This is a genomic window from Pseudomonas sp. NPDC078416, assembly GCF_050268485.1.
Classification (GTDB): domain Bacteria; phylum Pseudomonadota; class Gammaproteobacteria; order Pseudomonadales; family Pseudomonadaceae; genus Aquipseudomonas.
The window spans coordinates 467,645-488,633 of record NZ_JBNNGV010000001.1; the positions used below are offsets into that span (position 1 = coordinate 467,645).

At 61.6% G+C, this 20,989-nt stretch carries 16 protein-coding genes; 3 read left to right on the forward strand and 13 right to left on the reverse strand.

The genetic code is table 11. The features are described 5' to 3' along the window. Window positions 1-190: 190 nt before the first annotated feature. The 11 genes from ACQKEN_RS02125 to ACQKEN_RS02175 form a co-directional block, all read right to left on the reverse strand. Entirely contained in the window at window positions 191-1,369 is a 1,179-nt protein-coding gene (locus ACQKEN_RS02125; protein ID WP_427683319.1) for an NAD(P)/FAD-dependent oxidoreductase, read from the reverse strand. 213 nt (window positions 1,370-1,582) lie between these two features. Continuing rightward, complete coding sequence (gene dbpA / locus ACQKEN_RS02130) at window positions 1,583-2,962, reverse strand: ATP-dependent RNA helicase DbpA (protein WP_172610483.1); 1,380 nt, start codon at window positions 2,960-2,962, stop codon at window positions 1,583-1,585. Between the two features lie 86 nt (window positions 2,963-3,048). Then, window positions 3,049-4,491 (reverse strand): multidrug transporter subunit MdtD, encoded by a 1,443-nt coding sequence (mdtD, locus tag ACQKEN_RS02135; RefSeq protein ID WP_427683321.1) that lies wholly within the window; start codon window positions 4,489-4,491, stop codon window positions 3,049-3,051. A 197-nt stretch (window positions 4,492-4,688) separates the two neighbouring features. Next, entirely contained in the window at window positions 4,689-6,014 is a 1,326-nt protein-coding gene (locus ACQKEN_RS02140) for a TldD/PmbA family protein (protein WP_427683793.1), read from the reverse strand. Beyond that, window positions 6,014-7,456, reverse strand: coding sequence for a TldD/PmbA family protein (locus ACQKEN_RS02145; RefSeq protein WP_427683323.1), 1,443 nt, complete (start codon window positions 7,454-7,456; stop codon window positions 6,014-6,016). Before ACQKEN_RS02145 ends, ACQKEN_RS02140 begins: the two co-directional genes overlap by 1 nt. A gap of 258 nt (window positions 7,457-7,714) precedes the next feature. Continuing rightward, window positions 7,715-9,418, reverse strand: coding sequence for a choline dehydrogenase (betA, locus tag ACQKEN_RS02150; RefSeq protein ID WP_427683325.1), 1,704 nt, complete (start codon window positions 9,416-9,418; stop codon window positions 7,715-7,717). A 186-nt stretch (window positions 9,419-9,604) separates the two neighbouring features. Continuing rightward, on the reverse strand, window positions 9,605-11,077 hold the full coding sequence (betB, locus tag ACQKEN_RS02155) for a betaine-aldehyde dehydrogenase (RefSeq protein WP_427683327.1): 1,473 nt from the start codon (window positions 11,075-11,077) through the stop codon (window positions 9,605-9,607). A gap of 74 nt (window positions 11,078-11,151) precedes the next feature. After that, window positions 11,152-11,745, reverse strand: a complete 594-nt coding sequence (gene betI, locus ACQKEN_RS02160; protein WP_122533875.1) for a transcriptional regulator BetI — start codon at window positions 11,743-11,745, stop codon at window positions 11,152-11,154. 366 nt (window positions 11,746-12,111) lie between these two features. Next, a complete protein-coding gene (choV, locus tag ACQKEN_RS02165) occupies window positions 12,112-13,293 on the reverse strand; it encodes a choline ABC transporter ATP-binding protein (RefSeq protein ID WP_427683328.1) in 1,182 nt (393 codons plus the stop codon). Next, complete coding sequence (gene choW, locus ACQKEN_RS02170) at window positions 13,290-14,138, reverse strand: choline ABC transporter permease subunit (protein WP_172613019.1); 849 nt, start codon at window positions 14,136-14,138, stop codon at window positions 13,290-13,292. Before choW ends, choV begins: the two co-directional genes overlap by 4 nt. A gap of 64 nt (window positions 14,139-14,202) precedes the next feature. Further along, a complete protein-coding gene (locus ACQKEN_RS02175) occupies window positions 14,203-15,150 on the reverse strand; it encodes a choline ABC transporter substrate-binding protein (RefSeq protein WP_427683330.1) in 948 nt (315 codons plus the stop codon). A gap of 476 nt (window positions 15,151-15,626) precedes the next feature. On the opposite strand from ACQKEN_RS02175, the gene ACQKEN_RS02180 reads away from it, so the two are divergent. Then, window positions 15,627-17,003, forward strand: coding sequence for an L-serine ammonia-lyase (locus ACQKEN_RS02180; protein ID WP_427683332.1), 1,377 nt, complete (start codon window positions 15,627-15,629; stop codon window positions 17,001-17,003). A 459-nt stretch (window positions 17,004-17,462) separates the two neighbouring features. Continuing rightward, window positions 17,463-18,566: a GlxA family transcriptional regulator gene (locus ACQKEN_RS02185; RefSeq protein ID WP_074892165.1), complete on the forward strand. Its 1,104-nt coding sequence runs from the start codon at window positions 17,463-17,465 to the stop codon at window positions 18,564-18,566. A gap of 37 nt (window positions 18,567-18,603) precedes the next feature. Here ACQKEN_RS02185 and ACQKEN_RS02190 read toward each other — a convergent pair whose 3' ends face one another. Continuing rightward, on the reverse strand, window positions 18,604-18,870 hold the full coding sequence (locus ACQKEN_RS02190; RefSeq protein WP_427683333.1) for a hypothetical protein: 267 nt from the start codon (window positions 18,868-18,870) through the stop codon (window positions 18,604-18,606). A 331-nt stretch (window positions 18,871-19,201) separates the two neighbouring features. On the opposite strand from ACQKEN_RS02190, the gene ACQKEN_RS02195 reads away from it, so the two are divergent. Continuing rightward, a complete protein-coding gene (locus ACQKEN_RS02195; protein WP_427683335.1) occupies window positions 19,202-20,041 on the forward strand; it encodes a 23S rRNA (adenine(2030)-N(6))-methyltransferase RlmJ in 840 nt (279 codons plus the stop codon). A 235-nt stretch (window positions 20,042-20,276) separates the two neighbouring features. Here ACQKEN_RS02195 and msrA read toward each other — a convergent pair whose 3' ends face one another. Further along, window positions 20,277-20,939 (reverse strand): peptide-methionine (S)-S-oxide reductase MsrA, encoded by a 663-nt coding sequence (gene msrA / locus ACQKEN_RS02200; RefSeq protein WP_427683337.1) that lies wholly within the window; start codon window positions 20,937-20,939, stop codon window positions 20,277-20,279. Between the last annotated feature and the right edge of the window lie 50 nt (window positions 20,940-20,989).

Genomic DNA, 20,989 nt, shown 5'->3' on the forward strand with positions numbered 1-20,989 from the left:
ACATCCGGTTAGCAAAATTTATTCCGTGATGCTCACCGTGGCGTCTCTGAAACAGGGTTCTGAGTGCTGGTCTCGGTCATTGTAGGAGCGCGCTTGCCCGCGAAGACGTCAGTGACTTCAGCACAGGTGTTGGCTGACCCACCTCAATCGCGGGCAAGCGCGCTCCTACAGTGTTTGATGTCGCCGCAAGCTAAACGAACTGCGCCGCCGCGTACGCCGAGGCCCAGGCCCACTGGAAGTTAAAGCCGCCCAGATGCCCGCTGACATCCAGCACCTCGCCGATAAAGTACAGGCCGGGCGATTTAAGGGATTCCATGGTCTTCGACGACACTTCACGGGTGTCGATGCCGCCCAGTGTCACTTCGGCCGTGCGATACCCTTCGGTGCCCGCCGGCACCACCTGCCAGCTCGCCAGTTTGGCGGCGACGTCGGCCAGTTCGGCGTGGGTGTACTGCTTCATCGGCTTGGACACAAACCACTGCTCGGCAATCAGGGTGGCCATTTTCTTGGTGAAAATCTCGCCGAGCAGCGTCTTCAGTTCGCTGTTCGGGCGTTCGGCCTGTTGCTCGGTCAGCCAGCTGTGGGCGTCGTGGTCGGGCATCAGGTTGATTTCGACCGTATCGCCCGGCTGCCAGAAGGACGAAATCTGCAGGATCGCCGGCCCGCTCAAGCCACGGTGGGTGAACAGGATGTTTTCGCGAAAGCTGACGTCGTTGCAGCTCACCAGGCAATCGACCGACGTGCCGGTCAGTTCGGTGCACAGCTCTTTCAACTGATCGGTGATGGTGAACGGCACCAGGCCCGCCCGGGTGGGCAACAGTGTGTGGCCGAACTGCGTGCCGACCTGATAGCCGAAACCGGTAGCGCCCAGTGTCGGAATCGACAGGCCGCCCGTGGCAATCACCAGCGACTCGCAACGGAGTTCACCCAAGGTGGTTTTCAGCAGGTAACCGTTTTCGACTTTCTCGATGCTCTGCACCGAAGTGTCCATGTGCAGGCTCACGCTGGCGGTGTCGCATTCAGCGAGCAGCAGACCGAGGATGTCGCTGGATTTGTTGTCGCAGAACAGCTGGCCGAGTTTCTTCTCGTGGTACGGCACGCCGTGCTTGCCCACCAGCTCGATGAAATCCCACTGTGTGTAGCGGGCCAGCGCCGATTTGCAGAAATGCGGGTTCTGCGAGAGGAAGTTGGCGGGCTCGGTGTACAGGTTGGTGAAGTTGCAGCGACCGCCGCCCGACATGAGGATTTTCTTGCCCGGCTTGTTGGCGTGATCGATCAACATGACCTTGCGCCCGCGCTGGGCCGCCGTGAATGCACACATCAAACCTGCGGCGCCGGCGCCGATGATCACAACGTCAGTAACGGGCAAAGCGGTGTCCTCGGAGTATCGGGAAGAAGATCGTGCCAACGCTCTGCGTTGGCAATGCATACCGTGACGCTCGGCGTCACCCTTGGGCGCAGAGCGCCCGGCCCGGTGTTACCACGCAGAGCGTGGGAACGATCAGCTCACTCCTACAGGGGGTGCGCGGCCTTGTAGGAGTGAGCTTGCTCGCGATCAGGGGGCGACGCGGTACTGGGTGGGTTAAAGAATCCGTACGCGCAACGATTTGCCCTTGATCTTGCCGTTGTTCAAACGCTCCAGCGCCTGCTTGGCCATGCTGCGTTCCACGGCGACGTAGGCCTGGAAATCAAAGATCGCGATTTTGCCCACCTGGGTGCCGGGAATGCCTGCCTCGCCCGTCAGCGCGCCCAGAATGTCGCCAGGGCGCAGTTTGTCTTTGCGGCCCGAGCCAATGCACAGGGTGGTCATCGGCGGCAGCAGCTTGCCGCCTTCCTTGCGTTCCAGTTGGTCATACTGCTGCCAGTTGAGCGGCGCTTTCTGCAGCTCTTCAACGGCGCGGGCGCGCTGGCTTTCGCCGGGCGCGACGAGGCTGACGGCGATGCCGGTCTCACCCGCACGACCGGTACGGCCGACGCGGTGGATGTGGATTTCCGAATCCCGCGCCAGCTCGACGTTCAGCACCATGTCCAGACCATCGATGTCCAGACCGCGCGCAGCAACGTCAGTGGCCACCAGCACCGAGGTGCTGCGGTTGGCGAACATCGCCAGCACCTGGTCGCGGTCGCGCTGTTCCAGATCGCCATGCAGGCCGACGGCAGACATGCCCTTGGCGGTCAGGTGATCGACCACTTCCTGAACCTGCTGCTTGGTGAAGCAGAACGCCACGCAGGACTGCGGACGGAAATGATCGAGCACTCGGACCACCGCTTCGAGACGTTGCTCGGGGGCGATTTCGTAGAAGATCTGCTCGATCTGGCTGTCGGCGTGGAGCGCTTCGACCTTGACGGTCTGCGGATCGCGCATGAATTTCGAGGCCAGCTGCTTGATACCCACCGGGTACGTGGCCGAGAACAGCAGGGTCTGGCGACGCTTGGGCGTCTGCTCGATGATGTCGGCGATGGCGTCGTAGAAACCCATGTCGAGCATGCGGTCGGCTTCGTCCAGCACCAGTGTGTTCAGGCCATCCAGCACCAGCGAACCCTTGCGCAGATGCTGCTGGATGCGACCCGGTGTGCCGACGATGATGTGCGCGCCGTGCTCCAGCGAGCCGATTTGCGGGCCGAAAGACACGCCGCCACAGAGAGTCAGCACCTTGATGTTGTCTTCGGAACGCGCCAGACGACGGATTTCCTTGGCCACCTGATCGGCCAGCTCACGGGTAGGGCAGAGCACCAACGCCTGACAGCCGAAGTAACGCGGATTGATCGGATTGAGCAGGCCGATGCCGAATGCAGCGGTTTTGCCAGAGCCCGTCTTGGCCTGGGCGATCAGGTCCATCCCCTTGACGATCACCGGCAGGCTCTGCGCCTGAATCGGCGTCATCTCGGCATAACCAAGGGACTCCAGGTTAGCCAGCATGGCGGCGGAAAGGGGCAGTGAGTTAAAAGCGGTGTTAGTCACGGGACGGGCCTGCAAAACAAAATGTCGCGCAGTGTATCAGGTCGCGACCCCTGCCTTGGGGCGGCGCGCGATAAATGGTGAGTGCATCACGCCTCGATCTCGGGCTCCGGTTGTGGTTTGCGCGCCGGTGCTTCGGGCGCCATGCGGGGCGACAGTTGCAGGAAGATCGACGCTGCCAGCATTGCCAGCACGCCGACACACAGGAAGGTCAGCTGAAACGCGCCGAGCACGTCGCTGACCTCACCCGTCGCCACGTCGTCGCTGAATCCGCCCAGCAACGCGGCCGCGCAGGCGACGCCGAGACTCAAGGACAACTGCGCGACCACCGACAGCAAGCTGTTACCACTGGCGGCACTGGCGTCGTCAAGATCGATCAGCGTTACCGCGTTCATCGCCGAGAACTGCAGCGAGTTGACCCCGCCGAGAAACGCCAGATGAATCAGCAGCAGCCAGTACGGCGTGTCGGCACTGATCAGCGCCATGCTCGCCAGCAGAATACCCAGCAGCAGGGTGTTACCGGTCAGCACGATGCGATAACCCAGCCGTTCGATGGCTTTGGTCGCCAGCGGCTTGGCGAACATTGCCGCGAGGGCCAGGGGAATCATGCTCATGCCCGCGTGAGACGGCGAGTAACCCAGGGCAACTTGCAGCATCAGCGGCAGCAGAAAGGGCAGGGCGCCGCTGCCCAGACGCGCGAACAGATTGCCCATGATGCCCACCGCAAAACTGCGGGTCTTGAACAATTGCGCAGAGAACAGCGGCGCGTCCACGTGACTGGCGCGCAACCAGTACGCGGCGAGACACGCCATGCCGCCGAACAGCAGCATCACCACCCGCAAGTGCGGCAAGTGCAGTTCGCCCAGGCCTTCCAGGGCAATGGTGATGAGCACCATCGACGCGCCAAACAGGCCGAACCCGACCAGATCAAAACGTGTACGTCCGCCGCCCTGAAGATCGGGGATGAATTTGCGCACCGCAAAACAACCGAGAATCCCCACCGGAAGGTTGATCAGGAAGATCCAGTGCCAGCTCAGGTATTCCACCAGCCAGCCACCAACGGTCGGGCCCATCAGCGGGCCAAGCAGGGCGGGCATGGTGATGAAGCTCAACGTGCGCACCAGCTCGGTCCTTGGATAGGCGCGCAGCACGATCAGCCGGCCGACCGGCATCATCAACGCGCCGCCGAGCCCCTGAATCACCCGTGCCCCGACCAGCATGCCGACGGAGTTGGACACCGCGCACAGCAACGAGCCGAAGCTGAACAAAAGGATTGCGCTGAAGAAGATGCGCTTGATGCCGAAGCGGTCGGAAATCCAGCCCGACGCGGGGATCAGCAGGGCGATGGTCAGCATGTAGGCGATGATCACCGACTGCATGCGCAGCGGGTCTTCAGACAACGAGCGAGCCATGGATGGCAGCGCGGTGTTGAGGATCGTGCCGTCCAGGCTTTGCATGAAAAAGGCGATGGCGATGACCCATGGCATCCAGCGCAGGGTGCGGGCGTCCAGCTGCGGTGTTGAGGTCGGCATGTGAATCGAGGGTCCTTGTGGTTGCTCGTGCTTGATCGGTTGTTGCTATCGCGGGCTGCCTGTCGCGCGGCATGTCCCGCTTGTGGTCGCATTCCGTAGGAGCCGGCTTGCTGGCGAACGCATTACACCAGACACGCTTGAGGTGACTGACCCTCCGCTTTCGCCAGTAAGCCGGCTCCTACAGATAGACGTCGGCGTTACAACGTCAGCGTCAACCCACTCAACAGCGCGCCGGGCAGCAGATTCGAGGCGGTCTGGCGCTGACTGTAGGTGCTCGTCGACAGCAGGAGTTCCCTTTCTGTGGTCAGTTGTTCCAGCGCCGTGCCCAGCAGCGCGAAGATACTGTCGTCGAAGCGCATGGTGTTGACCGGTGCCTTGATTTGCCCGTCTTCGACCCAGAACGTGGCGAAGCGGGTCATCCCGGTGATGCGCCCGGCGGTGCGGTCCGAGAAATTCAGGTACCACAGGTTGCTGATGTACAGGCCCGTGCCCAGTGCTTTCAACACCTCATCCAGCGCCAGCGAACCACCCGCCATGCTCAGCGCGCTCGGCGACTCACCCCAGCCTGCGCCGTTGGCGACAAGGTCATATTCGGCCGCACTGCGCGAATCGATCATGCGATCCCGGGCCACGCCTTCGGCCACCAGCGTCAGGTCCATCCGCGGATAACCTTCACTGGAGAACGCGGGCGACAACGAGCCGCTGACCTGCTCGTTCAAACTCACCAGCGGACTCAGCGTGGATTGGCCGTCGTACAGCCGCTGCAAGGGGCTGGTCTTGTCCGCCAGCGACTGCGCGGAGAATCCACCCCAGCACAGCATGCCCATGACTTCTTCCAACGCGGCAGGCGCCAGATAGGCGCGGTATTGCCCGGGCGCAAGGGCATGTGCCGGGCGTCCAAGGAACGTCAGTTGCTCACGGGCCAGCGCAAAGCGCCGTGCGAAGCCTTCGTCAGTCCAGGTGTGGCCGGCGTAATTGGCTTTCACTGCCTGGCCGTTCTCGTGGAACAGGCTCCAGTCGAAATTGAAGCTGTTGGCCTGATGCCAGCCCAGCGCACCGCCGGAACTGGCGAAGCCGCGATAGATCGGCCCGGCCGCGTAAATACCGACCAGATCCATCCCCTCGCCCAGTTGCGCGATCTGCTCGACGACATGGGCGCTGTCCGGCAACGGCGTCTCCTGCACGTTGCTGCTCTGCCAGGCCTCGTCGTTCAGTTGCAGATAAGGGTCTTCCGGCAACAGCGTCAGCGTCTCGCGCAATTGAATCAGGGCTTCGCTCAGGCGCTGTCGATCGACCTCGCCATCGCCCGACAGCGTGAGGTTCAGATTGGCGTGGCGGCCTGCGGCAATCAGTTTGAAGGTCACGCTGGCCTGCTGCACATGGCCAGCCTGACGCACTTTGGCGTGATTGAAGCGGATGAAGTCCGACGCTTCGGCGTCGTAGCTGAGGGTGTAACGCTCGTCCGCCGTGACTGCGCCGTGCAGCCATTCAGCCAGGGCCTTGAATTGCGCTTGACGGGACATCATGCGTCACCTCCGAAAACATCAACGCTCGCGAACACGCAAGCGGGCGAGGCATGCCCCACGCGTATCACTTGATTGGGCTCGCCTTTGCCACAGTTGGGTGTGCCGAGGACCTTGAAGGTGCTGGCGTCGCCGACCGCGCTGAGGTTGCGCCAGAACTGGGCGGAGATCGCGCGGTAGTTGGGGTTTTTCACCACGCCCTTGATTTCACCGTTCTCGATCAGTTGACCCCACTCGCAGCCGAACTGGAATTTGTTGCGAGCATCATCGATCGACCACGAGCGGTTGGTGCTCATCAAAATGCCGTGCTCGATGCCACCAATGAGCTGCGCCATCGATTTGTCGCCCGGTTCGATATTGAGGTTGGCCATGCGGTCGATGGGTGCGCGGTTCCAGCTGGATGCGCGGCTGTTGGCGACGCCTTCCATGCCGCTGCGGTATTGCGACAGCGCGCCGCCCAGCGGCCTCACCAGTACGCCGTTCTTGATCAGAAACTGCTTGCTGGCTGGCGTGCCGTCGTCATCAAAGCCGTAGCTCGCCAGTTGCTCGGGGATTTCAGGATCGAACGTCACGTTGAGCAGGCTTGAGCCGTATTGCAGGCTGCCGAAGTCGCTGGCTTTGACGAAGCTGGTGCCGGCGTAATTGCGCTCATCGCCGAGGATGCGGTCCAGCTCCAGCGGGTGGCCGATGGATTCGTGGATTTGCAGGGTCATCTGGTCGGGTGTCAGCAACAGATCGCGCGGGCCGGAGGGCGTGTTCGGCGCCATGACCAGTTGCAGCGCCTGATCGGCGACGTTGACCGCCGCGCCAATGATCCCGCACGACGCGATGACTTCCGCGCCGCCTTGCTGGCCGAAGTTTTCGCGGCCGAGGCTACGGGTCTGGCTGTCCTGCCCGTCATACGCTGTGACGGTCAAGCCTGGGAAGACGAAACGCTGGGCCTGACGAATTTCGGCACCGGCGTTGTTGAGGTAGATCTGCTCGACGTTCTCGAGCCCCAGGCTCACCTGCCAGTTGACCAGACGCTCGTCCCTGGGCACCGATGCCGATTCGGCATTCAGCAGCGCGTAGCAATCGCTCAGCGAGGGAAATGCGCTTTGCAAGTTGGGGGAAAGGTAATCGGCACGAGCAGTGGCGACAGCATGGTCGCGCAGGTCGAGGAGGAAGTGCGGGGCCAGTTGCCGCGCTTGAATCTCAGCCTGCTCCAGCGCCGATTGAAGCCCGCGCAGGGAGATGTCGTTGGTCGCCGCGTAGGCTTCAACGCCATTGACGCGCACGGAGAGCATCGCGCCTTCGTCGATGCTCAAGTGCGGCGGCTCGGCGACGTTCTTGCGCACTGACAGATGCTGGCTGGTCTGTTTGACGTAGCGCAGGGAGAAAAACGGGGCGCTGCTCTGCAGGGCGGCGAACCGCTGTTTGAGCTGAGCGGAGAAGTCGAACATGCAGGAAGGCTCCTTGGCGATTCGGAGAGGCAACGGCCCGAATCATAGCGCGGATGATCACTGCAGCGGGGGAGGGTTGTACGACGCGGGCATGGGATTTACCCACTGTGGGACCGGCTTTAGCCGGGAATGCGTCAGGCGTCACACCGCAAAACCGAGGGTGTAGCCACTGGCCTCTTCCCGGCTGAAGCCGGTCCTGCTGAGAAATGTGCGCCGCTAGCGGGACCGGTTTTATCCGATCCCAGTGATTGGCGTTTATTACTGCGCCAACGGACCCACTTCACGCATCGGCTTGCCACGCACTGGCGCGTCGCCTGCGACGTAGTAATCAGCAGTGCTGCGTGGCAGTGGGGCACGACCGCGGATCTTGTCGGCGATTTTCTCGGCCATCATGATCGTCGGTGCGTTGAGGTTGCCGGTGGTGATCAGCGGCATGATCGACGCATCCACCACACGCAGTCCCTCCATCCCGTGCACACGGCCCTGACCATCGACGACAGCCATTTCATCGGTGCCCATCTTGCACGAGCAGGACGGGTGATACGCGGTCTCGGCGTGCTCGCGGATGAACGTGTCCAGCTGCTCGTCGCTCTGCACATCGATGCCCGGGCTGATTTCGCGGCCACGGTATTGGTCCAGCGCTGGCTGCTGCATGATCTCGCGGGTCAGGCGAATGCCGTCGCGGAATTCCTGCCAGTCCTGCTCGGACGCCATGTAGTTGAAAAGAATGCTCGGGTACTCGCGAGGATTCTTCGACTTCAACTGCACGCGACCACGACTCGGCGAACGCATCGAGCCGACGTGCGCCTGGAAACCATGCTCCTGCACGCCCTTGCTGCCGTTGTAGTTAATCGCGACCGGCAGGAAGTGGTACTGAATGTTCGGCCACTCGAATTCCTTGCGCGAACGAATGAAACCGCCCGCTTCGAACTGGTTGCTGGCGCCGATGCCTTTGCCAAGGAACATCCACTCGGCGCCGATGGCCGGCTGGTTCCACCACAGGAGCGACGGGTACAGCGAGACCGGCTCTTTGCACGCGTACTGCAAATACATTTCGAGGTGGTCTTGCAGGTTTTCACCGACGCCCGGCAGGTCATGAACGACCGGAATGTCGAGCTTCTTCAGCAGCGGCGCGGGGCCGACGCCGGAGCGCTGCAGGATCTGCGGCGAGGCAATTGCGCCGCCGCACAGCAGGACTTCCTTGCGAGCGCGGGCTTCGATGCGGGTGTCGCTGTCGCCGACCATGTAGGCCACGCCGACGGCGCGCTTGTTGTCGAACAAAATACGGTCAGTCAGCGCGTGAGTGACGATGGTCAGGGTCGAACGCTTCTTCGCTTCGTCCAGGTAGCCACGGGCGGTGCTGGCGCGACGGCCGAACGGCGTGACGGTGCGGTCCATCGGGCCAAAGCCTTCCTGCTGATAACCGTTGAGGTCGTCGGTGCGCGGATAACCGGCTTGCACGCCTGCTTCAACCATCGCGGCGAACAGCGGATTGTTGCCGGCTTTCGGCGTGGTGACGCTGACCGGGCCTTCGCCACCGTGGTAATCGTTCGGACCGATGTCGCGGGTTTCGGCCTTGCGGAAGTACGGCAGGCAATCGAGGTAAGACCAGTCTTCCAGCCCCGGGTTTTTCGCCCAGCCGTCGTAGTCCATGGCGTTGCCGCGGATGTAGCACATGCCGTTGATCAGCGACGAGCCGCCCAAACCCTTGCCACGACCGCATTCCATACGGCGGTTGTTCATGTGTGGCTCTGGCTCGGTCTCGTAGGCCCAGTTGTAGCGACGGCCTTGCAGCGGGAACGCGAGCGCGGCCGGCATCTGCGTGCGGAAGTCGGCGCGATAGTCCGGGCCTCCAGCTTCAAGCAACAGCACGGTGACGCCTGCGTCCTCGGTGAGACGGGCTGCCAGGGTGTTACCGGCCGAGCCGGCGCCGATGATGATGTAGTCGAATTCCTGGGACATTGAAATGTTCCCTCTTTGAGATTTGTCAGGTATGAAGCGGATGTACGTGGATTAAGCCCCGTAGGAGCCGGCTTGCTGGCGAACGCGGTGGGTCAGTCAACGGAAATGTCTCTGATCCATCGCATTCGCCAGCAAGCCGGCTCCTACAAGGACGTCGCGGCCGTCTGTGGAAGCGCGGCGGCCAGATCAGAACACCGACGCGTAATCGCCCAGCTCGACCTGTACCGATTTGATCCGGGTGTACTGCGCCAGGGAGCTGATACCGTTTTCGCGGCCCACGCCCGACTGCTTGTAGCCACCGACCGGCATTTTCGCGTCGGACTCGCCCCAGGCGTTGATCCAGCAGATACCGGCTTCCAGTTGATGGATGACGCGGTGCGCGCGGTTCAGGTCCTTGGTTACGATGCCGGCGGCCAGACCCATTTCGGTGTCGTTGGCGCGACGGATCACTTCTTCTTCGGTGTCGTAGCTGAGGATGCTCATGACCGGGCCGAAGATTTCCTCTTTGACGATGGTCATCTCATCGGTGCAGTCGGTGAACACGGTCGGCGCGACGAATGCACCGTTGCCCAGCTCGCCCTCGGTCAGGCGGTCGCCGCCGATCAGCAGGCGCGCGCCTTCTTCCTTGCCCTTGGTGATGTAGCCGAGCACGTTTTCCATGTGCGCGAAGCTCACCAGCGGGCCGAAGTTGATGTTGTCGTCCTGCGGGTTGCCGACGCGGATGCGTTTGACGCGCTCAAGGATTTTCGCTTCGAAGTCGGCCTTCAGGGCGCTCGGTACGAACACGCGAGTGCCATTGGTGCAGACCTGACCCGAGCTGTAGAAGTTCGCCATCATCGCGATGTCAGCGGCGCGATCCAGATCGGCGTCGTCGAAAATGATCAGCGGTGATTTGCCGCCCAGCTCCATGGTCACTTCCTTGAGCGACGAGCTCGAAGCGCTGGCCATGACTTTCTTGCCGGTCTGCACGCCGCCGGTGAACGAGATCTTCTCGATGCGCGGGTGCTCGGTCAGCCAGCTGCCCACGTCGCTGCCGGCGCCAGTCAGCACGTTGAATACGCCGTCCGGCACGCCGGCTTCGGTGTAGATCTCGGCCAGTTTCAGCGTGGTCAGTGAGGTGACTTCGCTTGGCTTGAAGATCATCGCGTTGCCGGCTGCCAGCGCCGGGGCGGACTTCCACAGGGCGATCTGGATCGGGTAGTTCCACGCGCCGATGCCGACGGTGACGCCCAGCGGCTCGCGGCGGGTGTAGACGAACGAGGTGTCACGCAGCGGAATCTGCTCGCCTTCAATGGCGGGCACCAGGCCGGCGTAATACTCCAGCACGTCGGCGCCGGTGACGATGTCGACGTATTTGGTTTCGGAGATCGCTTTACCGGTGTCCAGGGTTTCCAGTTCGGCCAGCTCATCGTTGCGTTCACGCAGGATGTCGACGGCACGACGCAGGATGCGCGAGCGCTCCATGGCGGTCATGGCGGCCCAGATTTTCTGACCCTTTTCAGCGCTGACAACGGCGCGTTCGACGTCTTCCTGAGTTGCGCGCTGCACCTGGGCCAGGACTTCGCCATTGGCCGGGTTGATGGCGTCGAAGGTCGCGTTGCTGCTCGCGTCCACGTAGCCGCCGTCGATGTAGAGTTTTTGCAGTTCGAAACGGGCCATAAAATCCTCGCAGTAATCTGGGTGGGTGACGACCGAGTGCGCCGTGCGCTGCCTTGGTCGTGATGCCGGCTGCTTCAGCTCGGCGCTTTTGCCAGTTGAAAGTCCATGTACTCGTAGGCGATCCGTTGCGCTTGTTCGGTGTCGAAGGCGTCGCCCGAAAGCGCGCCGCGCAGCCACAAGCCGTCGATCAATGCCGCCAGCCCCCGGGCTGCGCTGCGTGCTTCGTCCAACGGCAATGCGCGACGGAACTGGCAGCAGAGGTTGGAATACAGGCGGTGATCGTTGATCCGCTGCAGCCTGTGCAGCGAGGGCGAGTGCATGCTGGTTGCCCAGAAGGCGAGCCAGGTTTTCATCGCCGGACCGTTGACCTGACTGGAATCGAAGTTGCCCTCGATGATCACTTTCAGGTGAGCCCGCGGGCTGTCGTCGTTCAATGCCCGGCGCCGCTCGGCGACGCTGGCGATCAGCGCATTCATCAGGTGGCGCATCGTCGCTGCAATCAGGCCGTTCTTGTCCTGAAAATAGTGGCTGATGATGCCGTTGGAGACCCCCGCCAGTTTGGCGATCAGCGCAATGCTGGCATCGCCCATCCCGACCTGATCGACCGCCGTCAGGGTGGCCTGGATCAACTGCTGACGCCGAATGGGTTGCATACCGACCTTGGGCATCTGTGGGGCTCCTTGATGTGCCGGGTGATCGTGAGTGGCTGGAAACGGCAACCACTGTAAAGCTTTTTAATTGAACGTTCAATCAACAAAAAGTTGCAGGCGTGCGCAGTTTGTTTGAGGTTCGTTCGGAACACTTTTCGAAACTGGCAACTGTAGGAGCGTGGCTTGTCCCGCGATCTGCCGGGCACCGGCAGCAATGTGTGGAAATGCGGTAAGGCTCATACCCGCAGTCATCCAATCTGCGACGGGTTCCCATCGATCGCGGGACAAGCCACGCTCCTACAGACTTCTGGCGTTCGGCGATGGGTATTCGACGCGAATCCGTAGGAGCCGGCTTGCTGGCGAATGCGTGCGTCAGGCGCCGCCTCAGCCGTGATTCTTGCCCAGCAATGCGTGGTACAGCTCGCTGTCACCGAGGATGCCGACCAGCTGGTTGTTCTCCTGCAAGACCAGTTTGTTGCCGGTGTGATAGCGGATCTGCAGGGCGTCACGCATACCGATGTCTGAATGGACGACGGTCGGTTTGCGGCCGAGGGTTTCCACCGACTGGCCAGGCTCCCAGCTTTGCAGATCAAGGGTCGCGCCATGCTGGTGGGCGCCGGTGATGGCGTTGCCGTCGGACAGATCAATCCATGTGTCGTCGCTCGGGTCCAGGCAGACCTGAGAACCGTTGATGCGCGTGCACTGGGTGATCGGGCGCATCAGGCTGCGACCGCACAGCACGTTGAGCGGGTTGGTGTGGGCAACGAATGTCCGCACGTATTCATCGGCGGGGTTGAGCACGATCTCTTCCGGCACGCTGTATTGAATGATCCGACCGTCCTTCATGATCGCGATGCGGGTGCCGAGCTTGAGCGCTTCGTCCAGGTCGTGACTCACGAAGACGATGGTCTTGTTCAGCTTCTTCTGCAGCGCCAGCAGTTCATCCTGCAAGCCCTGACGGATCAGCGGATCGAGGGCCGAAAACGGCTCGTCCATCAGCAGAATGTCAGCATCCATCGCCAGCGCCCGGGCCAGGCCGACACGCTGCTGCATGCCGCCCGACAGCTCGTCCGGCTTCTTGTTGCGCCATTGGGTCAGGCCGACCAGCTCCAGCTTTTCGTCCACCAGTGCGCGCCGCTCTTTCTCGGGACGGCCCTGCATTTCCAGACCAAAGCTGATGTTCTCGCGCACCGTCAGCCAGGGCATCAGCGCAAACTTCTGGAACACCATCGCAATGCGCTTGGTGCGCATCATCTTCAGCTCGGCGGGGGTGCAGGCAGCGATGTTGATCTGCTTGCCTTCGTGCTCGACGAACAGCGAGCCGCGACTGACCGTGTTCAGGCCGTTGATGCACCGCAGCAAGCTGGATTTGCCGGAGCCCGACAGCCCCATCAGTACGCAGATCTCGCCTTTGTTGATCTCCAGCGTGGCTTTTTCGACGCCGACGATCTGGCCGGTTTTCTTGAGGATTTCAGCCCGCGTAAGGCCCTGGTCCAAGAGCTTGAGTGCCTCACGCGGGTCTTTGGAGAAGACGACGTCAACCTGATCGAATTTGATGATGCTCATGCGTCGGCCCTCACTTTGGCGTCCGGTTGTTTGCAGATCCGGTCGAGCATGATCGCCAGCAATACGATCGCCAGGCCCGCTTCGAAGCCCAGTGCGATATCAGCAGTGTTCAGTGCGTTGACCACAGGTTTGCCCAAGCCATCTGCGCCCACCAGCGCGGCGATCACCACCATCGACAGCGACAGCATGATGCACTGGGTGATGCCGGCCGCGATGCTTGGCATGGCATGGGGCAGTTCGATGCGGGAGAGCAGTTGACGGCGCGAGCAGCCGAAGGCTTTGCCGGCGTCGAGGAGTTCTTGCGGGACATCACAGATGCCCAGATACGTCAGTCGGATCGGCGCAGCGATCGCAAACACCACCGTCGAAATCAGGCCCGGTACCACGCCGAGACCGAACAGGGTCAGGGTCGGGATCAGGTAAACGAAAGTAGGCACCGTCTGCATCAGGTCGAGGACGGGTCGCATGCAGGTGTAAAACATCGGCTTGTGCGCGGCAATGATGCCCAGCGGCACACCGATCACCACACAGACTGCCGTGGCGAACAGCACCTGGGCCAGGGTCTCCATGGTTTCCTGCCAGTACCCCAGGTTGAGGATCAGCAGAAAGGAAATGATCACAAATGCGGTCAGGCCCCATTTGCGCTGAATGAAGTGGGCGAGCAGGGCAACCAGGCCGATCAGCACGAAGGGGTTGAACCAGGTCAGCCCGCCGGTCAGACCGTGAATCATGGTTTCCAGTGACGAAGCGATGGCGTCGAAGGTACTGGCGCCGTGCTGCGTCAGCCATTCGACGAAGCCGGCGATGTACTCGCCCAGAGGGATTTTATGATCAGTCAGCATGATGTCGGTTGTCCGCGTGCGGGATGAAAAGAGGACAACAGGCGGGCGTACCCGCCTGCCTGTCGAGTTACTTCGTCAGCTCGGCTTTTGCGGCTTCCAGGCCAGGTTTTCCGTCCACGGTGGTGACACCCGCCAGCCAGGTGTCGAGTACTTGAGGGTTGGTTTTCAGCCACGCCTTGGCGGCCGCTTCAGGCTTCATCTTGTCGTCGAGGATGTTGCCCATCAGCGCGCTTTCCATCGGCAGCGTGAAAGACAGGTTCTTCAACAGTTGACCGACGTTGCTGCACTCGGTGGTGTAGCCCTTGCGCACGTTGGTATAAACGGTGGCTTTGCCGAAGTCGGGGCCGAAGAAGTCGTCGCCGCCGGTGAGGTATTTGATTTTGAAGCGGGTGTTCATCGGGTGCGGTTCCCAGCCGAGGAACACCACGTCGGTGTTGCGTCGCGAAGCGCGGTCGACCTGGGACAACATGCCGGCTTCGCTCGATTCGACTACCTTGAAACCCGCGTCTTTCAGGCCGAAGGCGTTCTTGTCGATCATGCTCTGGATCAGGCGGTTGCCGTCGTTCCCCGGCTCGATGCCGTAGATTTTGCCGTCGAGTTCTTTCTTGAATTTGACGATATCGGCGAAATCGTGAAGCCCCTTGTCGTAGAGGGCCTGGGGAACGGCGAGGGTGTACTTGGCGTTCTCGAGGTTGGCGCGGACGGTTTCGACGGTGCCGGCGTCGCGGTAGGCCTTGATGTCGTTTTCCATGGTCGGCATCCAGTTGCCGAGGAAGATGTCCATGTTCTTGCCATCGGCCAGCGATTTGTAGGTCACCGGCACGGAAATCATCGTGGTTTTGGTTTTGTAGCCCAGCGACTGCAGCACGACGCTGGTAACGGCGGTGGTCGCCGTGATGTCGGTCCAGCCCACATCGGAAAAATTGACCATCTGGCAAGCAGCAGGCTCTGCGGCCTGGGCCAGGACAGGGAGACTCAGCGCAACGCCCAGTAACAGCCTTTGTGAACCTTTCATGTTGGACTCCTTTGGTGTTTTTTTCTCGGCATCAACCGCAGTTGATGCGTTTTATGGTGTCGGCGAGTCAAGTTGGGAAAACAGCTCCATCACTGCGTCTGGCGATTGAGTCGACAACGATCATGTAACAGGGAAAAACAAACGCCTACAGGGGGCGTCGTATCCAGTACACAGGGCGTCGTATCCAGTATCAGTGACGTCGCTTACAGGTTTTTTCCCTGCTCGCCGAATGATTCCCGGGACAAAAGCAGAGTGACGATACGGCAAAAAGTGCCCGAATCGGCAGCCGATCGTGCTCAGGCGCCGGTTAAAGCAGGCGCGACGTTGGTGGGCATGGGTGAGTCGGTGTGAGACGCCGCCCTGCAAAACAAAAGGCTGATGATGCCGCCATCTCGATGGATCGCTGCTTGAGCGTAGCAGCTCCGTCGCCGGCCGCGCGGCGCGCCGGGAGCCCTGTTTTCGGAGGTTTGCGGTTAATGGCTATCAGCGTGTTCGACCTGTTCAAGATCGGTATCGGCCCCTCCAGCTCACACACCGTCGGCCCCATGCGCGCGGCAGCCTTGTTCGTTCAGGGGCTGCGCGAACGCGATCAAGTGACTCAGGTGCAACGTCTCGAAGTACGGCTCTACGGCTCGCTCTCGGCAACCGGCGTCGGCCATGGCAGCGACAGCGCGGTGATCATGGGCCTGATGGGCGAATGGCCCGATGCGATTGACCCTGCACTGATCGGCCAGCGCATTGCCGAACTGCGTGAAACCGACACCCTAAAGCTCAATGGCGATTGCCCGATCCCTTTCATCTGGCAGCGCGACATGCTGCTCATCGACGAAAACCTGCCGTTCCATCCCAACGCCATGACGCTGGTCGCGTTCAATGAGCAGGGCGAGTTTCATCGCGACACTTATTACTCGGTGGGCGGCGGTTTTGTCGTCGATGAAGCCCAGGCCGCCAGCGGCGTGCTGGATCGCGACGAAACCGTGCTGCCCTATGATTTCTCCAGTGCCGATGAACTGCTGATGCTTTGCGAAACCCACGGTTTGCGAGTGTCGCAGCTGATGATGGAAAACGAGAAGGTCTGGCGCAGCGAAGACGAAATCCGCGCCGGGCTCATGCACCTGTGGCGTGCCATGCAGGCATGTGTCGAGCTGGGCTTGAAGCACGAGGGCATCCTGCCGGGCGGCCTGAACGTACGTCGTCGTGCGGCGCGTCTGCATCGCAGCCTTCTGGAATTGAACAAGCCGAACGTGATTGGCTCGACGCTCAGCGCGATGGAGTGGGTCAACCTGTTCGCGCTGGCCGTCAACGAAGAAAACGCCGCAGGAGGGCGCATGGTCACGGCGCCCACCAACGGCGCGGCGGGGATCATTCCGGCGGTACTGCATTACTTCGTCAAATTCAGCGACGAGGTCAGCGAAGCCAACGTGGTCGATTACCTCTTGGGCGCCGCAGCCATCGGCATTCTGTGCAAAAAGAACGCGTCGATCTCAGGCGCCGAAGTCGGCTGTCAGGGCGAGGTCGGTTCGGCGTGCGCCATGGCGGCGGCCGGTCTGGCGGACATCCTGGGTGCCACCCCGGCGCAGCTGTGCAACGCGGCTGAAATCGGTCTGGAACACAACCTGGGCCTGACCTGCGATCCGGTGGGTGGACTGGTTCAGGTGCCGTGCATCGAGCGCAACGCCATCGCTGCGGTGAAAGCCATCAATGCTGCGCAAATGGCCTTGCGCGGCGACGGTCAGCACTTTATCTCGCTGGACCGGGTCATCCGCACGATGCGCGACACAGGCGCCGACATGCACGACAAATACAAAGAGACTTCGCGCGGCGGGCTGGCGGTCAGCGCCGTCGAATGTTGAGTCGGTAACGTCCCTCCCAGGGTAGAAGCAGGTACGCACGTAGCCGCCTGCTCGCTTTTCGCCCACGGCCCAATGAGGCCGCTACGTTTTGGCGCGTGCTCACCCTTGAGCTGGCAGGATGCCCTCTGAATCTGCGGCCTGACGCTCGCCGCCGATCACCCCCGTGCGTCGGGTGACACTCCCGGACCGCCTGCCGATTCGATGGTTCACACAAGTGCTACGGATTTGCTCATCCCTCCCGCAGCGTCTACGGCTCAGCCATCACGAGGTCGCGATTTGAATCGTGGTGTCGCTCCCGAATAGACGCTTCGCGACGTCGCTATCGGGAGTTGTTGAATGCTCATTCAAGTTTAGGCATGGCAATTGCGTTGCAATGAATAAGCCCTCCACAGATGAGGGCGATACAACGAAAGCCTCTGCCGAGGCCTTCAACCGTTTTACGCGTGAGGAGAAAGTGTGATGACTACGTTCAACTCCGGGGCTCAACCCCAGAACCGTGCGCCCCAATCCATCGGCTTCCTGCTGCTGGACAACTTCACACTGATCTCCCTCGCGTCAGCGGTCGAGCCATTGCGTATGGCGAATCAGCTTTCGGGCCGTGAGCTGTATCGCTGGACCACACTGACCGCTGATGGCGGCCAGGTCTGGGCCAGCGACGGTCTGCAGATCACCCCTGACGCTGCCATGCACAAGGCGCCGGTGCTCGACACCGTGATCGTCTGCGGTGGCGTCGGCATTCAGCGCACCGTCACCCGCGAACACGTCAGCTGGCTTCAGAGCCAGGCGCGCCAGTCCCGTCGTCTGGGCGCGGTGTGCACCGGCAGCTGGGCACTGGCCTGCGCGGGTTTGCTGGACGGGTTCGACTGCAGCGTGCACTGGGAATGTCTGGCCGCGATGCAGGAAGCGTTCCCGCGCGTTGCCATGAGCACGCGCCTGTTCACCCTCGACCGCAACCGTTTCACCAGCTCCGGCGGCACCGCGCCACTGGATATGATGTTGCACCTGATCAGCCGCGATCATGGCCGCGAACTGTCCGCCGCCATCTCGGAAATGTTCGTCTACGAACGCATCCGCAACGAGCAGGACCACCAGCGCGTGCCGCTCAAGCACATGCTCGGCACCAATCAGCCGAAGCTGCAGGAAATCGTCGCGCTGATGGAAGCCAATCTGGAGGAGCCGATCGATCTGGACGAACTCGCGGTGTATGTCGCCGTGTCCCGGCGTCAGCTGGAAAGGCTGTTCCAGAAATACCTGCACTGCTCGCCATCGCGCTATTACCTCAAGCTGCGCCTGATCCGCGCCCGCCAGTTGCTCAAGCAAACGCCGATGTCGATCATCGAAGTGGCCTCGGTCTGCGGCTTCGTGTCCACGCCGCACTTCTCCAAGTGCTACCGCGAATACTTCGGCATCCCGCCCCGGGACGAGCGCGTCGGTTCCAACACCGCCCAACAGGTGGCAATGCTACCGATCCCGCCGTCGCTTGTTCTCGCGCCGTTGTCCGGGCCGCTGTCAGCGCTGAGTCAGGCGCGTAATGAATCAACGTTTGCGAGTGTGCGGTTGTAGGGCGACGTTCCCTTCCGTATCACCGCGTAAGGTTAGCTCAGGCCTGCGCCTGGCCCTGCTTGTAAGCGGCCAGCGCCGGCAACAACTGTTGATCAATCGCCTGGCGAACGGCCGGTAGAATTGTCGCGCTGCCGGTCAGCAGTTTCTCAACCAGTTGCCGCAATGCCCGCGCGCGGTCGTTGTTAAGACCGCACACCGCTTGGCTACACGCCTGTTCGGCACTGACGCCGGAGGGCACGTCGAGACCGATCGCCCTGAGTTGGCTGATCAGGTCGTCCTGGTCGATCAGGTCTGCATGCATCATGACGTGCGCTCCGTCTGTTGAGATTGATCCGATTCTGGTGCCGTGCGTGTTGGCTCGGCAAGGGCTGGCTCGGTGGATGTCTGGCATGCGTATAACCGTGTCGTTTTCGGCTATGTAACCGTTTAGTTCATTCGGCATAATCGCCCCACTTACATTGCGCAGACTACGGTTTGGTCACCCTCTGGACCGCGCAACTGCCTCACCCCGGTTTTGTAACGGCTTAACCGGGGATTTTTTTGCCTGCCGTTTGGGCTCCCTCCCTCGGCAGGGCATGAGCGGTCTGCGCAACTTCGGCTGTTTTGATAAACTCCGCAGCCTTCCAGGAGCCGCCATGAATTACCGTCACGCCTTTCACGCCGGCAACCACGCCGACGTCTTCAAACACATCGTTCTGACTCGCTTGATCGCGCTCATGTCGCGCAAGGAGCAGCCACTCGCTTATCTCGACACCCACGCGGGCATCGGCCTGTATGACTTGCAGGGCGATCAGGCCACACGCACCGGCGAATGGATCGAAGGCATCGGCCGCCTCTGGGATGCCGACGATGTGCCTGAAATGGCGGCGGGTTACATCGACGCGATCCGCCACATGAACCGCAAGACCGGCGAACTGCGTTACTACCCGGGCTCGCCCGAACTGGCCCGCCGCATCACCCGCGCACAGGACCGCGTACTGCTCAACGAAAAGCACCCCGAAGACGGCGCGCTGCTCAAAGACAACATGAAATACGACCGCCGTGTCGCCGTGCACCTGGGCGAAGGCTGGCACGTGCCCCGCGCCTTGTTGCCGGTTCACGAGAAGCGCGCAGTGATGCTGATTGATCCGCCGTTCGAGCAACTGGACGAGATGAAGCGCTGCTCCGTCGCTCTCAAGGAAACCATCGCGCGGATGCGCCAGACCGTCGCCGCCATCTGGTACCCGATCAAGGACCAGCGCGCGCTCAAGCGTTTCTATCAGGAACTGGCCGAAACCGGCGCGCCGAAGCTGCTGAGGGTCGAGTTGTTCGTGCATCCGCTGGACACGCCGAACAGCCTCAACGGCTCCGGCCTGGCAATCGCCAATCCGCCTTGGGGACTGGAAGAAGAGTTGCGCGAGTTAATGCCATGGTTGGCCAAGAAGCTCGGCCAGACCCAGGGCGACTGGAAGATGAATTGGTTGATTGCGGAATAACCGCCCGCCACTCGTTTCAGTGGGACCGGCTTCAGCCGGGAATAGGCCAGTCTGGGTGACTGATTCGCTCTAACCTCTGTAGGAGCCGGCTTGCTGGCGAAGGCGTTGGGTCAGCGACGATGATGTTGACTGATCCGACGCATTCGCCAGCAAGCCGGCTCCTACGGGTTTTGTGTACGCCTTCCTGGCTTAAGCCAATCCCACCCAGTCCATGCGGTGTGTCAGCGGTTCTGGCTCAGTTCCCCGCCAGACTCGGCGGCATGCATACGCCGGTGCCGCCAATACCGCAGTAGCCCTGGGGATTCTTCGCCAGGTATTGCTGGTGATACGCCTCGGCGAAGTACACGGTGGGCGCCTGGTCGATGTCGGTGGTGATTTCTCCCAGGCCGGCCTTGGCCAGTTCAGCCTGATACACCTCGGCGCTGGCCTTGGCCGCCTGCAGTTGCTCAGGCGTTGTGGCGTAAATAACCGAGCGATACTGGGTGCCGATGTCGTTGCCCTGACGCATGCCCTGTGTCGGGTTGTGCAATTCCCAGAACATCGCCAGCAGTTGCTCATAGCTGACCTTCGCAGGCTCATACACCACGAGCACCACTTCAGCGTGGCCTGTCAGCCCCGAGCAGACTTCTTCATATGTCGGGTTCGGCGTGAATCCGCCCGCGTAACCCACGACAGTGCTGACCACGCCATCCCGCTGCCAGAAGCGACGTTCCGCACCCCAGAAGCAACCCAGGCCAAAGATGGCGAACTCGACGTCGTTGAAGAACGGCCCGAGCAGAGGACTGCCGTTGACGAAATGGGTTTCTGGCAGAGCCATGGGTGTTTCGCGACCAGGCAGTGCCTGCTGGGCGGTAGGGAGAGCGTTTTTATTCACAAGAATTTCCGAGCGCAAGACCATGAGGCACATCCTCTCTGGGGCAGGACAACCAACATGCGTTGTCAGTGAAA

Excerpts from the sequence above, each read along its gene's own strand:
- mdtD (WP_427683321.1), bottom strand. The coding sequence starts at position 4,491 with ATGCCGACCTCAACACCGCAGCTGGACGCCCGCACCCTGCGCTGGATG.
- ACQKEN_RS02140 (WP_427683793.1), bottom strand. The coding sequence starts at position 6,014 with ATGTCCCGTCAAGCGCAATTCAAGGCCCTGGCTGAATGGCTGCACGGC.
- ACQKEN_RS02145 (WP_427683323.1), bottom strand. The coding sequence starts at position 7,456 with ATGTTCGACTTCTCCGCTCAGCTCAAACAGCGGTTCGCCGCCCTGCAG.
- betA (WP_427683325.1), bottom strand. The coding sequence starts at position 9,418 with ATGTCCCAGGAATTCGACTACATCATCATCGGCGCCGGCTCGGCCGGT.
- betB (WP_427683327.1), bottom strand. The coding sequence starts at position 11,077 with ATGGCCCGTTTCGAACTGCAAAAACTCTACATCGACGGCGGCTACGTG.
- betI (WP_122533875.1), bottom strand. The coding sequence starts at position 11,745 with ATGCCCAAGGTCGGTATGCAACCCATTCGGCGTCAGCAGTTGATCCAG.
- choV (WP_427683328.1), bottom strand. The coding sequence starts at position 13,293 with ATGAGCATCATCAAATTCGATCAGGTTGACGTCGTCTTCTCCAAAGAC.
- ACQKEN_RS02175 (WP_427683330.1), bottom strand. The coding sequence starts at position 15,150 with ATGAAAGGTTCACAAAGGCTGTTACTGGGCGTTGCGCTGAGTCTCCCT.
- ACQKEN_RS02180 (WP_427683332.1), top strand. The coding sequence starts at position 15,627 with ATGGCTATCAGCGTGTTCGACCTGTTCAAGATCGGTATCGGCCCCTCC.
- ACQKEN_RS02185 (WP_074892165.1), top strand. The coding sequence starts at position 17,463 with ATGACTACGTTCAACTCCGGGGCTCAACCCCAGAACCGTGCGCCCCAA.
- ACQKEN_RS02190 (WP_427683333.1), bottom strand. The coding sequence starts at position 18,870 with ATGATGCATGCAGACCTGATCGACCAGGACGACCTGATCAGCCAACTC.
- ACQKEN_RS02195 (WP_427683335.1), top strand. The coding sequence starts at position 19,202 with ATGAATTACCGTCACGCCTTTCACGCCGGCAACCACGCCGACGTCTTC.
- msrA (WP_427683337.1), bottom strand. The coding sequence starts at position 20,939 with ATGGTCTTGCGCTCGGAAATTCTTGTGAATAAAAACGCTCTCCCTACC.